This is a genomic window from Enterobacter sp. SM3, from assembly GCF_009811935.2.
GTDB classification, from domain to species: Bacteria; Pseudomonadota; Gammaproteobacteria; order Enterobacterales; family Enterobacteriaceae; genus Enterobacter; species Enterobacter asburiae_D.
The window spans coordinates 2,266,922-2,280,019 of record NZ_CP099971.1 but is presented as its reverse complement, the minus strand read 5'-3'; the positions used below and the strand labels follow the sequence as shown (position 1 = coordinate 2,280,019).

Annotated in this window: 11 protein-coding genes; 8 read left to right on the top strand and 3 right to left on the bottom strand. The window is 57.8% G+C overall.

Features of this window, described 5'->3' with window-relative positions:
• The first annotated feature begins 18 nt into the window (after positions 1-18).
• The 3 genes from GVO84_RS10830 to GVO84_RS10820 all read left to right on the top strand — a co-directional run bounded on the left by GVO84_RS10830 (position 19) and on the right by GVO84_RS10820 (position 3,240).
• Positions 19-1,101: an HlyD family secretion protein gene (locus GVO84_RS10830; protein ID WP_080327157.1), complete on the top strand. Its 1,083-nt coding sequence runs from the start codon at positions 19-21 to the stop codon at positions 1,099-1,101.
• Positions 1,098-2,477 (top strand): efflux transporter outer membrane subunit, encoded by a 1,380-nt coding sequence (locus GVO84_RS10825; protein WP_159514107.1) that lies wholly within the window; start codon positions 1,098-1,100, stop codon positions 2,475-2,477. The genes GVO84_RS10830 and GVO84_RS10825 overlap by 4 nt, the downstream gene beginning before the upstream one ends.
• Positions 2,478-2,580: 103 nt before the next feature.
• The gene (locus tag GVO84_RS10820; protein WP_159514106.1) at positions 2,581-3,240 is read left to right on the top strand and encodes an O-methyltransferase; all 660 of its coding nucleotides are present in this window, start codon (positions 2,581-2,583) and stop codon (positions 3,238-3,240) included.
• Between the two features lie 70 nt (positions 3,241-3,310).
• On the opposite strand, the gene hrpA is transcribed toward GVO84_RS10820, so the two are convergent.
• Positions 3,311-7,213: an ATP-dependent RNA helicase HrpA gene (gene hrpA / locus GVO84_RS10815; RefSeq protein WP_159514105.1), complete on the bottom strand. Its 3,903-nt coding sequence runs from the start codon at positions 7,211-7,213 to the stop codon at positions 3,311-3,313.
• A 205-nt stretch (positions 7,214-7,418) separates the two neighbouring features.
• Between hrpA and azoR the strand changes: the two genes are divergently transcribed.
• Together azoR and GVO84_RS10805 are read left to right on the top strand one after the other, a co-directional pair.
• Entirely contained in the window at positions 7,419-8,024 is a 606-nt protein-coding gene (gene azoR / locus GVO84_RS10810; RefSeq protein WP_080327161.1) for an FMN-dependent NADH-azoreductase, read from the top strand.
• 90 nt (positions 8,025-8,114) lie between these two features.
• Positions 8,115-8,801, top strand: a complete 687-nt coding sequence (locus tag GVO84_RS10805) for an RluA family pseudouridine synthase (protein ID WP_159514104.1) — start codon at positions 8,115-8,117, stop codon at positions 8,799-8,801.
• Positions 8,802-8,808: 7 nt separating this feature from the next.
• Here GVO84_RS10805 and GVO84_RS10800 read toward each other — a convergent pair whose 3' ends face one another.
• Positions 8,809-9,348 carry a DUF2058 domain-containing protein gene (locus tag GVO84_RS10800; protein ID WP_032639304.1) on the bottom strand — a complete coding sequence of 180 codons (540 nt, stop codon included), beginning with the start codon at positions 9,346-9,348 and terminating at the stop codon, positions 8,809-8,811.
• A gap of 253 nt (positions 9,349-9,601) precedes the next feature.
• On the opposite strand from GVO84_RS10800, the gene GVO84_RS10795 reads away from it, so the two are divergent.
• Positions 9,602-10,576 carry a DUF1852 domain-containing protein gene (locus GVO84_RS10795; protein ID WP_159514103.1) on the top strand — a complete coding sequence of 325 codons (975 nt, stop codon included), beginning with the start codon at positions 9,602-9,604 and terminating at the stop codon, positions 10,574-10,576.
• Between the two features lie 23 nt (positions 10,577-10,599).
• Complete coding sequence (locus GVO84_RS10790; RefSeq protein WP_121423647.1) at positions 10,600-11,628, top strand: methionine synthase; 1,029 nt, start codon at positions 10,600-10,602, stop codon at positions 11,626-11,628.
• A gap of 4 nt (positions 11,629-11,632) precedes the next feature.
• Here the strand turns inward: GVO84_RS10790 and GVO84_RS10785 are convergent, their stop codons facing one another.
• Positions 11,633-12,565, bottom strand: coding sequence for a LysR family transcriptional regulator (locus tag GVO84_RS10785; RefSeq protein WP_159514102.1), 933 nt, complete (start codon positions 12,563-12,565; stop codon positions 11,633-11,635).
• A 95-nt stretch (positions 12,566-12,660) separates the two neighbouring features.
• Here GVO84_RS10785 and GVO84_RS10780 point away from each other — a divergent pair, with 95 nt between their 5' ends.
• On the top strand, positions 12,661-13,095 hold the full coding sequence (locus GVO84_RS10780) for a DMT family transporter (protein WP_159514101.1): 435 nt from the start codon (positions 12,661-12,663) through the stop codon (positions 13,093-13,095).
• Positions 13,096-13,098: the final 3 nt, after the last annotated feature.

Sequence of the window (13,098 nt, the reverse complement as noted above, 5' to 3'; positions counted from 1 at the left end):
AATAGTTCTGGAGAGTTTATGAGTCAGCAGGATGCCGCCAAAGAGCAGGCCAACACCCGCAAAAATGTGCGCATTGTTTCCATTTTCACTGCCGCTGCCATCGGTATTGTCGGCGTGCTGGTGATCCTTTATGCGTGGCAGCTGCCGCCGTTCACCCGCCACGCGCAGTTTACCGACAACGCCTACGTGCGCGGTCAGACGACGTTTATCAGCCCTCAGGTGAATGGCTATATCACCGAGGTGAAGGTTCAGGACTTTGTGCAGGTTAAAAAAGGCGACCTGCTGCTGCAGATTGATGACCGCATCTATCGTCAGCGCGTGCATCAGGCCGAGGCACAGCTGGCGATGAAAATTGCCGCGCTCAATAACAACCTGCAGCAGCGTAAAAGCGCCGAAGCGACGATCGCCAAAAACGACGCGGCGCTGAAAAATGCCCGCGCCCAGAGCCTCAAAACGCAGGCGGATTTAAAGCGCGTGAAGGATCTGACGGCGGACGGATCCCTTTCTATTCGCGAGCGCGACGCGGCGCTGGCCAGTGCCGCCCAGGGCAGCGCCGATATCGATCAGGCCAAAGCCACGCTTGAGATGTCGCGTCAGGATCTGCAGACGGTGATTGTCAATCGCGGCGCGCTGGAGGCAGATGTTGAGAACGCGAAAGCGGCGCTGGAGCTGGCGCAGATTGACCTGCAAAACACCCGCATTATCGCCCCGCGCGACGGTCAGCTCGGCCAGATTGCCGTGCGTCTCGGGGCGTATGTCACCGCCGGGACCCATCTCACCACCCTTGTGCCGCCTCAGCACTGGGTGATCGCTAATATCAAAGAGACGCAGCTTGCGGAGCTGCGCGTTGGTCAGCCTGTCAAATTCACCGTCGATGCCCTGAACGACAAAGCGTATCAGGGCCGCGTGGAAAGTATCTCTCCGGCGACGGGCGTGGAGTTCAGTGCCATCACGCCGGACAACGCCACCGGCAACTTTGTTAAAATCGCCCAGCGTATTCCGGTGCGCATCGAAGTGCTCGGCAAGCCTGAGGAGTCCGCCCTGCTGCGTCCTGGCATGTCGGTGCAGGTGACCATTGATACGCGGGAGGGAAAACAATGACCCTTCGCCCGATAGCCAGTCTGGTGCTGGCGGTGATGCTCGCCGGATGCCAGTCCGTCGACGTAAAACCGGCGCAGCCGACGCTGCAAATCCCCACCCAGTGGCGCGCCGATTCCGGCCCTGCCAGCCCGGCGGAGCAGCTCTGGTGGCGCAATTTCCATGACAACAACCTCAACCGCTATGTGGATCAGGCGCTTAAGAACAACAGCGACGTGCTGATCGCCCGCGAGCGAATTAACGAGTATCAGGCGCGGGTCTTTGCGGCCGACGGCAGCCTGTTTCCGTCGCTTGACGCGGGCGTAACGGGGACGCGCGCCCGTTCGCAATCCGCCGCGACCGGGCTGCCGATCTACGGCACGCTGTACAGAGGTAGCCTGACGGCGAGCTATGACGTTGATATCTGGGGCGTCAACCGCAGCACGGCCAATGCCGCCGAAGCCTCGCTTGAGGCGCAAAAAGCCGCCGCTGCCGCCGCGGATTTGACCGTCGCGTCTTCCGTTGCCTCCGGGTATGTCACCCTGCTCTCGCTTGACGAACAGCTGCGCGTGACCGAATCCACGCTGAAATCACGCGAAGAGGCATTTATCCTCGCGAAACGTCAGTTTGAGACGGGCTACAGTTCGCGTCTGGAGCTGATGCAGTCGGATTCCGAGCTGCGCTCAACGCGGGCGCAGGTTCCCGTGCTGCAGCATCAGATTGCGCAGCAGGAGAACGCCCTGAGCCTGCTGCTGGGAAGCAATCCCGGCGCGGTAGCGCGCAGCGAAAGCTTTGAGACGCTGACGCCGCTGAAGCTGCCGTCACAGCTGCCGTCTACGCTCCTGAACCGTCGACCGGATATCGTTCAGGCCGAACGTCAGCTGGTTGCGGCAGACGCCTCGCTTGCCGCCTCACGCGCCAGCCTGCTGCCGTCGATCAACCTGACCGCGACCGGATCGGTCCAGGATCGCACCCTTTCAGGCCTGCTGGATAACCCGCTTCAGCTCTGGAGCGTCGGGGGCAGTATTCTTGCCCCGCTGCTGAACCGCCAGGCGCTGAATGCGCAGGTGGATATTTCCCAGTCCCAGCGGAACCAGGCGCTGTACGCCTATGAAAAAACCGTGCGTAACGCGTTTGCCGAAGTGAACAACAGCCTTGATGCTATTACGCGCTATCAGGAACAGCTGACGGAGCTGCTTGCCCAGCAGGATGTGGCGCAGGAGACGCTGCGCATTGCGCAGAATCGTAATCGCAACGGCTACTCCTCTTATCTTGACGTGCTGGACGCACAGCGCACGCTGTACTCGGTTCAGACCAGCGTCGTGCAGGCGAAAAATAACCTGCTGCTGGCGCAGATCGATTTGTACAGGGCGCTAGGTGGCGGCTGGGTCAGTGCCTGAAGACAAGCCGGGTGGCGGCTACGCCTTACCGGGCCTACGGGGCGAAATGTAGGCCGGGTAAGGCGTAGCCGCCACCCGGCAATCCCTCCCAAGGAGTCAATCTATGCAACAACAATGGTCAGCAGTAGATAATTACATGATTTCTTCGCTTATCCCTGATGATGACGTGCTGAGTCAGGTACTGGAAAACAACAATCGCGCCGGGCTGCCTGAACACGACGTTGCGGCCAATCAGGGGCAGCTGCTGGCGCTGTTCGTGCGTATGACGCAGGCAAGACGTGTTCTTGAGATCGGAACGCTGGGTGCCTATAGCTCAATCTGGATGGCGCGCGCCCTGCCGCCAGACGGAAAGCTGGTTACGCTCGAGGCTGATCCGACACATGCCGACGTTGCCCGTCAGAATATTCGCCTCGCGGGGCTGAACGATCGTATTGAATTAATTGAAGGCCCGGCGCTTAACTCGCTGGAGAATTTCGGTGACGTTCCGCCGTTCGACCTGATCTTTATCGATGCGGATAAGCCAAACAATCCCGGCTATCTGGAGTGGGCGCTGCACTATTCCCGTCCCGGCACGGTGATTATCGGCGATAACGTAGTGCGCGACGGCGAGGTCATTAACGGGCAAAGCGACGACGCGCGCGTGCTGGGCGTGCGGCGTTTTATCGAGATGATTGGGGATAACCCGCGCTTAACCGCCACCGCGCTGCAAACGGTGGGGGTTAAGGGATGGGATGGGTTTACGCTGGCAATGGTGAACGGGTGAAAATTGTGCGGCCTGATGCCCTCACCCCGACCCTCTCCCATAGGGAGAGGGAGAAAACCGGGCAAGGGTTTTAAGCGGAAATCTGCTCCATCGCCTGCAGAATACGCTTATCCGAAATCGGATACGGCGTACCGAGCTGCTGGGCAAAGAAGCTGACGCGCAGCTCCTCGATCATCCAGCGGATCGCCTGCACGTCTTCATCGTCGCGTCGCGCCGGCGGCAGCTTGTTGAGCCACTGCTGCCACGTCTGCTGCACGCTTTCCACTTTCAGCATCTGCGCGCGATCGCGGTGCGGGTCGATAGCCATTTTTTCCAGACGTTTTTCGATCGCCTGCAGATAGCGCAGCGTATCGCCCAGACGCTTAAAGCCGTTGCCGGTGACAAAGCCGCGATAGACCAGCCCCGCCATCTGCGCCTTCACGTCCGAGAGCCCCAGCGCCATGGTCATATCCACGCGCCCCTTCAGGCGCTTGTTGATATTGAACACGGCGGTGAGGATCTGCTCGACCTGTTTGGCAATTTCCACCACGGTGTCGTTCAGCTCCGCGCGCACCTTTTCATGAAGCTGAGCAAAGCCCTCTTCCGTCCAGACCGGACCGCCCGCCTCGTGGATCAGCTTGTCCACGCCGCAGGAGATGCAGTCGTCAATCAGATCCAGCACCTTGCCGTACGGGTTAAAGTACAGCCCCAGCTTGGCTTTGTTCGGCAACTTCTCGTGCAGATACTTAATCGGCGACGGGATGTTCAGCAGCAGCAGGCGACGCAGCCCGCGCCACATCATCTGCTGCTGTTCCAGCGGGTTATCAAACAGTTTGATCGCCACGCTGTCGCGCTCGTCCACCAGCGCAGGCCAGGCTTTGACCTTATAGTTACCGCGCTTCTGTTCGTAGCTTTCCGGAAGCTGACCAAAGCTCCAGATATGCAGCCCGCTCTGCTCGATACCGTCGTCCGCCACCGCAGAAAGCGTCTCCTGAACTTTTCCCTTCAGCGACTCTTTCAGCTCGCTCAGGGAACGTCCTTCCAGCAGCTTTTTGTTTTTATCATCCACCACACGGAAGCTGATTTTCAGGTGATCGGGCACCTGATCCCAGTTCCAGTCATCGCGGTCGATGGTGGTGCCGGTCATGCGTCGGAACTCGCGCTCGAGCGCGTCCAGCAGTGGCAACTCCAGCGGCGTGACGCGGCCTAAAAACGCTTCCGCGTAGTTTGGCGCAGGCACAAAGTTACGGCGCACCGGTTTCGGCAGGGATTTGATCAGCGCAATCACCAGCTCGCGGCGCAGGCCGGGGATTTGCCACTCAAACCCGCCCTCATCGACCTGGTTTAACAGCGGCAGCGGAATATGAACGGTCACACCGTCCGCGTCGGCACCCGGTTCAAACTGATACGTCAGACGCAGCTTGAGGTTGCCCTGATGCCAGAAGTTCGGGTAGTCAAGCTTGCTGACCGACTCCGCCCCCTCTTTAATCAGCATGCTCTTTTCGAAGTTGAGCAGGTCCGGCGTCTCTTTGCTGGCCTTTTTCCACCAACTGTCAAAATGGCGAGCGGAAATCACCTCGTGGCTGATGCGCTGGTCGTAAAACTCAAACAGCGCCTCGTCGTCCACCAGAATGTCGCGGCGGCGGGACTTGTGCTCAAGCTCCTCCACTTCGGCGCGCAGCTTCAGGTTTTCGCGGAAGAAGGCGTGACGCGTCTGCCAGTCACCCTCCACCAGCGCGTGGCGGATAAACAACTCGCGGCTGAGCGTCGGGTCAATCTGGCTGTAGTTGACCTTACGCGCGGCGACCACCGGCAGGCCGTAAACGGTCACCTTCTCGGTCGCCATTACCGCGCCCTGCGCGCGCTCCCAGTGCGGTTCACTGTACGAGCGTTTCAGCAGGTGCTGAGCCACCGGCTCCACCCATTCCGGATCGATACGCGCGGCAATGCGCCCCCACAGGCGGCTGGTTTCCACCAGCTCCGCGACCATGGTCCACTTCGGTGGCTTTTTGAACAGGCCGGAACCGGGGAAGATGGAGAAACGGGCGTTACGCGCGCCGGTATACTCCTGCTTTTCAGCATCCTTCATCCCAATGTGGGACAGCAGGCCGGTCAGCAGCGCGATATGAATTTCGCGGTACTCCGCCGGTTCGCTGTTAACCGGAATGCCCAGCTCTTTCACCACCTGGCGCAGCTGGGTGTAGATATCCTGCCACTCGCGCACGCGCAGGTAGTTGAGGAAATCCACGCGGCACTGGCGGCGGAACTGGTTCGAGGAGAGCGCTTTCTGCTGCTCGCCGAGATAGTTCCACAGGTTTACGAAGGCGAGGAAGTCGGACTCTTTGTCGTGGAAGCGACGGTGCTTTTCGTCAGACGCCTGCTGCTTGTCCATCGGACGCTCGCGCGGGTCCTGAATGGAGAGCGCCGAGGTAATGATCATCGCCTCGCGCACGCAGCCGTGCTTTTGCGCTTCCAGAACCATACGGGCCAGGCGCGGGTCGACCGGCAGCTGGCTGAGCTGGCGGCCCAGCGGCGTCAGCTTGTAGACCGTGGCCTGCTCGTCGGTGGTAATGGCGCCGAGCTCTTCCAGCAGACGTACGCCGTCCTGAATGTTGCGTTTGTCCGGCGCTTCAACGAACGGGAACGCCGCGATGTCGCCCAGCCCCAGCGCGGTCATCTGCAGGATAACGGACGCCAGGTTGGTACGCAGAATTTCCGGGTCGGTAAATTCCGGACGCGACAGGAAATCATCTTCGGAATAGAGACGAATACAGATCCCTTCCGACACGCGCCCGCAGCGGCCTTTACGCTGATTGGCGGACGCCTGGGAGACGGGCTCAATCGGCAGGCGCTGGACCTTGGTGCGGTAGCTGTAGCGGCTGATGCGCGCCGTGCCCGGGTCGATAACGTATTTGATCCCCGGCACGGTCAGCGAGGTTTCCGCCACGTTGGTCGCCAGCACAATGCGTCGCCCGCCGTGCGGCTGGAACACGCGGTTCTGCTCGCTGTTTGACAGGCGTGCGTAAAGCGGCAGAATCTCGGTGTGGCGCAGGTCGCGCTTGCTGAGCGCGTCGGCGGTGTCGCGAATTTCGCGCTCGCCGCTCATAAAGATCAGGATGTCTCCCGCGCTTTCGTTGCCCAGCTCGTCAACGGCGTCGAAGATGGCCTGCAGCTGATCGCGCTCGGTATCATCCGCCTCTTCCACAATCGGGCGATAGCGCACCTCAACCGGATAGGTACGGCCAGAGACTTCGATAATCGGCGCATTGTTGAAATGCTTCGAGAAGCGCTCCGGGTCGATGGTTGCGGAGGTAATGATGATTTTCAGATCCGGGCGACGCGGCAGCAGCTCTTTCAGGTAGCCGAGCAGGAAGTCGATGTTCAGGCTGCGTTCGTGCGCTTCGTCAATGATGATGGTGTCGTACTGCATGAGCAGGCGATCCTGCTGGATTTCCGCCAGCAGAATACCGTCGGTCATCAGCTTGACCATGGTGTTATCGCTAACGTGGTCGCTGAATCGCACCTTGTAACCAATGCAGCCGCCCGGCTCCGTCTGCAGCTCTTCGGCAATACGGTTCGCCACGGTACGTGCCGCCAGCCGACGCGGCTGGGTGTGACCAATCAGCCCTTTTAGCCCGCGCCCCAGCTCCATACAGATTTTCGGCAGCTGGGTGGTTTTCCCCGAACCGGTTTCCCCCGCGACAATCACCACCTGGTGGTCGCGAACGGCCTCAAGGATGTCCTGTTTTTTCTGGCTGACGGGCAGGTTTTCCGGGTAGATAATCGCCGGGCGTGCGGCTTCGCGCAGCACAACTTTCCCTGCCGCCTGTTCAATCTCTTTCGCCATCTCCTGGTAAATGGCCTGTTGTGCATCAGGATTTTTAACCTTCTTCACCCCGTGCAGACGGCGGGCAAAGCGCTGTTTGTCGCGCAGCATCAGAGAATCAAGCTGTTGCAGGAGCATCGGGAAGGTTAATTTTTGTTGTTCTGTCATAGCGTTAAAGGGCAGTACACGCCCTGATAAACTCTCTTTTTAATGATTGCTATAGAGTACCACATCGACGCCTTTCGCGCCTTATTCAAAAAATTCGAACATAGGCTTCGATATATTGCGCTATCTCTGTGGCAGGATTGTGAATAGAGTGTCAACAAGCAACGGGGCAACCCCCTTCAATCAAATGCAACAACAGGAATCACCCATGAGCAAAGTATTAGTTTTGAAATCCAGTATTCTGGCAGGGTACTCTCAGTCTGGTCAGCTGTCTGATTACTTCGTTGAACAGTGGCGTGAACAGCATTCTGCTGACGAAATCACCGTGCGTGACCTGGCTGCAAACCCAATTCCTGTGCTTGACGGCGAGCTGGTTGGCGCGCTGCGCCCAAGCGATGCACCACTGTCTCCACGTCAGCAGGAAGCGCTGGCCCTGTCCGACGAGCTGATTGCTGAGCTGCAGGCGCACGACGTTATCGTCATCAACGCCCCAATGTACAACTTCAACATCCCTACCCAGCTGAAGAATTACTTCGACCTGGTGGCGCGCGCTGGCGTAACCTTCCGTTACACCGAGAACGGCCCTGAAGGTCTGGTGAAAGGCAAGCGTGCGGTTGTACTGACCAGCCGCGGCGGCATCCATAAAGACACCCCGACCGACCTGGTTGCGCCGTACCTGAGCCTGTTCCTGGGCTTCATCGGCATCACTGACGTGAACTTCGTGTTCGCAGAAGGCATCGCTTACGGTCCGGAAGTGGCGACCAAAGCGCAGACCGATGCGAAAGCCGCCATCGACAGCCTGGTTGCAGCGTAAGATTTTGCCCTCTCACCGCCAGGTGGGAGGGTTTTTCTTTTCTCCCGCATTTCGTTATCATCCGCTCCCACTCTCCAGCCGGGCGGCCTGATGTCTGCGATTATTGATTCTTTTATAGCCCCACCGTGTCACGACGACATCGAGATCCTCTGGCAGGATGAACATCTGCTGCTGATCGATAAGCCTTCCGGTCTGCTCAGTCTCTCGGGCAAAAATCCGCAAAACCTTGATTCTGTCCATTATCGTCTGGTCCAGACGTTCCCTGGCTGCACGCTGGTACACCGTCTGGATTTTGGCACGTCCGGGCTGATGGTGGTTGCACTCAATAAGGCCATCAACGCGGCGCTGTGCCAGCAGTTCAGCCAGCGCAGCGTGGAGAAAGTCTACAGCGCCCTGCTTTGCGGACATCTGGAAAACGATGAGGGAGTGATAGACGCGCCGATCGCCAAAGACCCGGCGCTGTTCCCGCTGATGTCGATCTGCGCTATCAACGGTAAACCCGCCCGCTCCCGCTATCGGGTGGTGGAACGATTTTATCAGGGGACAGGACTGCCGTTAACGCGGGTGAAACTGACACCGGAGACCGGGCGAACCCATCAGCTGCGTATTCACTGCCAGCAGCTGGGGCACCCGATTCTGGGCTGCGATCTGTATGGCGGTCTTGACGCGCCGGGGACTGAGGAAACGCCCCGGCTGATGCTGCATGCCAGCGAGTTGAATTTTATTCATCCCGTGAGCGGAGAGCCGGTTAACGCCCGTCACGCCGCCCCGTTCTGAATGCGGTTTACCACATTAAATCGTCAGGGATTTTGAAGTCCGCGTACGGATCGTCTTCGTCCTGTTCTTCCTGGCTGAGCGCGCTGTTTAACACGATGCTGTCGGCATCGCGCTGGGCAATTTTATCGGCCACCACCGCCGGAATAATCGCGTATTCACAGTCGCCGCTGGCGTTGATGACCAGGCGGGCAATCGCCAGACGGCCGTTGATCAGCTGAGCCTGAGTTTGCTTGTCCACGTCGATTTTTTTGATGAGATTGCCGTCGGTGAAGTTAAAGGTGATGTTGCCTCTCGCCACGGTGATGCGGTTCATCTCAATCAGCTGCTTCACCTGTGCTTTAAACTCTTTCGCCAGCACGGCCTGCTTCTGCTGCTCGCTCAGCTGCTTGTCACGCTCGATCTGCGCTTTCTTATTCTCTTCTACCGCTTCCCGAGCCTCACGCGCCTGAACGCGTGATTTCTTTGCCGTGCGCTGCACTTTCGCCGCTTTCTTGCTGCTGACTAAGCCCGCTTTCAGCATCTGCTCTTGTAAGGTGAGTTTTGTCATGATCGTTTCTAAACCGGTTGGAAATTTTGGGGATTATAGCGGGAATTGAGGAAAGAGTGCGACATTAGCAGAATCGTAGGCCGGGTAAGCGCAGCGCCACCCGGCATGAAGGCAGCGACACCTCGAGCATTACACTTCATGAACTTCGCTCATGTTGCATTGAAATTAAGTCACTTCCCCTGCGCTGCGGGCTCAGGCATAAATTATGCATCGGCAACTTCTTAGCAACATGAACTTAGGATGCATAACCACAATGAGCAAAGCTTTCACATATACCCTTAAGCGCAGTTGCTTCGATGAGAATTACAACCCGTCAGAAAATACGCGTACGACCACCAACTTTGCCAACCTGGCGCGCGGGGAAAAACGTCAGGAAAACCTGCGCAATACGCTGATGATGATCAACAACCGCTTTAACGCCCTGGCGCGCTGGGATAACCCAAACGCCGATCGCTACGCGGTTGAGCTTGAAATCATCTCTGTAGATTTGAACATTGGCGCGGAAAAACCGTTCCCGGCCATTGAGATATTGCAAACCACGATTGTCGACAAAAAAAATAACAAGCGTATCCCAGGCATCGTCGGAAATAACTTCTCTTCTTACGTGCGGGATTATGATTTCAGCGTGCGGCTGCTGGAACACAACAAGAACCAGCAGCACTTCAGCATTCCGGAAAAGTTTGGCGAACTGCACGGCAATATTTTCCGCCACTTTGTGAATTCGCCGGAATACAAAGAGAACTTCAGAAAGGGACCGGTGATCTGCCTGAGCGTCTCCAGCAAAGACACCTACCGCCGCACCGGTAACCAGCACCCCGTGCTGGGCATTGAGTATCAGCCGGATGGCGAGTCGCTAACGGAACAGTACTTCGCGAAGATGGGCCTGCAGGTTCGCTATTTCATGCCGGAAAACAGCGTGGCGCCTTTCGCGTTCTTCTTTACCGGGGATTTGCTGAGTGATTACACCGATCTGGAACTGATTGCCACCATCAGCACGATGGAGACGTTCCAGAAAATCTATCGCCCGGAAATTTATAACGCAAACTCGGCGGCGGGACTGTACTACCGACCGGATCTGAACCAGCAGGATCATTCATTAACCAAGATTGTTTATGACCGGGAAGAGCGAAGCCAGCTGGCGATTGAACAGGGCCGCTTTACCGAAGCGTACTTCATTAAGCCTTACCAACATATTCTTGAGCAGTGGTCTGATAACTACACGCTTTAATTCATTCAAAAAGGTCTTTTATTATGAAAACATTGCTCCCGACGTCTACGGCTGGCAGCCTGCCTAAACCAACCTGGCTTGCACAACCTGAAACGCTGTGGTCACCCTGGAAATTGCAGGATCAGGAACTGCTAGCGGGTAAACAGGATGCGCTGCGCCTGTCTCTGGATGAGCAGATCCGTGCTGGAATCGATATTGTCAGCGACGGGGAACAGACCCGTCAGCACTTCGTCACCACCTTTATTGAACACCTGAGCGGCGTGGATTTCGAAAATCGCCAGACGGTACGCATTCGTAACCGCTATGACGCCAGCGTGCCGACCGTGGTTTCAGCCGTTGCGCGTCAGAAGCCGGTATTCGTGGACGATGCAAAATACCTGCGCCAGCTGACGGACAAGCCGATCAAATGGGCCCTGCCCGGGCCGATGACCATGATCGACACCCTTTACGACGCGCACTATAAAAGCCGTGAAAAGCTGGCCTGGGAATTCGCCAAAATCCTTAATCAGGAAGCGCGTGAGCTAGAGGCCGCAGGCGTCGATATTATCCAGTTTGATGAACCAGCATTTAACGTCTTTTTTGACGAGGTGAACGACTGGGGGATCGCCGCGCTGGAGCGCGCCGTTGAAGGGCTGAAGTGCGAAACCGCCGTACACATCTGCTACGGCTACGGCATCAAGGCCAATACGGACTGGAAAAAGACGCTCGGCTCAGAATGGCGCCAGTATGAAGAGGCCTTCCCCAAGCTGCAGACGTCTAGCATCGACATCATCTCCCTGGAATGCCACAACTCACGCGTGCCTATGGATCTGCTGGAGCTGATCCGCGGTAAGAAAGTGATGGTCGGCGCGATCGACGTGGCAACCAACGCGGTTGAAACGCAGGAGGAAGTCGCCGATACGCTGCGTAAAGCGCTGCAGTTCGTCGATGCGGACAAGCTTTACCCGTCCACCAACTGCGGCATGGCTCCTCTTTCCCGCGAGGTTGCTAACGGCAAGCTGAGAGCGCTCAGCGCTGGCGCAGAAATTATCCGCAAAGAGCTCGGCGCGTAATCCCTTACGTTTGCCAGTACGGCGGCGTACCAAAGTGCTCGACGTAATAATCAATCACCGCCCTGACGTTCAGGGGCGGATGTCGGGCATCAGGATAGATCGCCGCAATGGCCTGCGGTTCCGTATTGATGGCACACTCCAGCGAAGGAAGAAGCGGAATCAGCTCGCCGCGCTGGAGCTGCTCGCTCACCAGCCAGTCCGGGAACAGCACGATCCCCATTCCACCCAACGCCGCAGCCAGTAACGCTTCCGCATTATTGGAGATCATCAATGGCGTAACGGGATAGTGTATCCACGCCTCGCCCTTCCTGCGAAACAGCCAGCGGTTTGGCCCTGACGATCCGCGATAGACCAGCGTGTGATGACGGTTCAGATCGTCCGGCCCTTCAGGCGCACCCTGTTTTCGCACATAGTCTGGCGACGCGGCCAGATGATAAACCTGCTGCCCGAACACCCGCGCATGAAACGAGGAGTCCGTCAGCACGCCAATCCGGAAGATCACGTCGGCGGCATCCCGATGGGGGTCGATAAAATCATCGGTCAGCGTCAGCTCTACGCTAAGGCGGGGATAGCGTTCCGACAGGCCGGGAAGGCCGGGCGCAATATGCTTCTGACCAAAGAACACCGGTCCGTTAATGCGGATCGCACCGGAAGGCTCCACCGCACGCGCGTCCAGCTCCCGGCGCGCCTCTTCCAGATTTTCCGCCATCGACCGGGCATAGCGAATAAACAGATGACCGCTTTCCGTCGGGATGACGGCCCGCGTATTGCGATAAAAAAGCTGTTGGCCGAGCGCATCCTCAAGCTGGTGTATCACGCGCGATATCTGCGAGGCCGATATCCCCTGCCGCCGCGCCACGACGGAGAAATTTTGCGCTTCATACACGTCAATAAAGATCAGCAGCGCGCGGACGTTGATGTTGCTGGCGTCGACCATTAATGCATATCCTGCAAAAGTGTTTCCAGCATTATGGCATTTTTCTCACGAGACTGAAGACGTAATCTTCTTCGCCTGAAAACGGAGGAAGCGTAATGCAGTTTGTGTTGATTTTACTGGTGATTGCCGGCGGGATGGGGCTGTCCGTAGAGGCGGGCCTGCTGGGTCCGCTGGGCGGCGAAGTGGGTGACTTATGGGCGACGTTCAGCATCTTCGGCGTAGGCGCCGCGCTGACGTTTCTGCTGATGCTGTTTTTCAGCCCCCGTAACAGCCCGTCGTTTTTCGCACAGCCCGGCTGGCAGCTGCTCGGCGGCGTGCTTGGCCCTGTCTACGTGGTCATTCTGACCGTTGCGACCCCCGCTATCGGCATCGCAATGACCATGATTGGCATTCTGGCCGGTCAGGTCTTTAAAAGCCTGATCATCGATCACTTTGGTCTGCTGGGTACGCCGCTCAGGAAGATAAACGCGAAACGCATCGTGGCGCTGGTTTTTATTATTGCCGCACTGGTTCTGGTGGCACAGGGGTAAACG

Bases quoted from the DNA above. Each gene is read 5' to 3' on its own strand.
- GVO84_RS10795 (WP_159514103.1), top strand. From the start codon at position 9,602: ATGAGCAAAGCTTTCACATATACCCTTAAGCGCAGTTGCTTCGATGAG.
- hrpA (WP_159514105.1), bottom strand. From the start codon at position 7,213: ATGACAGAACAACAAAAATTAACCTTCCCGATGCTCCTGCAACAGCTT.
- GVO84_RS10830 (WP_080327157.1), top strand. From the start codon at position 19: ATGAGTCAGCAGGATGCCGCCAAAGAGCAGGCCAACACCCGCAAAAAT.
- GVO84_RS10785 (WP_159514102.1), bottom strand. From the start codon at position 12,565: ATGGTCGACGCCAGCAACATCAACGTCCGCGCGCTGCTGATCTTTATT.
- azoR (WP_080327161.1), top strand. From the start codon at position 7,419: ATGAGCAAAGTATTAGTTTTGAAATCCAGTATTCTGGCAGGGTACTCT.
- GVO84_RS10800 (WP_032639304.1), bottom strand. From the start codon at position 9,348: ATGACAAAACTCACCTTACAAGAGCAGATGCTGAAAGCGGGCTTAGTC.
- GVO84_RS10790 (WP_121423647.1), top strand. From the start codon at position 10,600: ATGAAAACATTGCTCCCGACGTCTACGGCTGGCAGCCTGCCTAAACCA.
- GVO84_RS10780 (WP_159514101.1), top strand. From the start codon at position 12,661: ATGCAGTTTGTGTTGATTTTACTGGTGATTGCCGGCGGGATGGGGCTG.
- GVO84_RS10820 (WP_159514106.1), top strand. From the start codon at position 2,581: ATGCAACAACAATGGTCAGCAGTAGATAATTACATGATTTCTTCGCTT.
- GVO84_RS10825 (WP_159514107.1), top strand. From the start codon at position 1,098: ATGACCCTTCGCCCGATAGCCAGTCTGGTGCTGGCGGTGATGCTCGCC.
- GVO84_RS10805 (WP_159514104.1), top strand. From the start codon at position 8,115: ATGTCTGCGATTATTGATTCTTTTATAGCCCCACCGTGTCACGACGAC.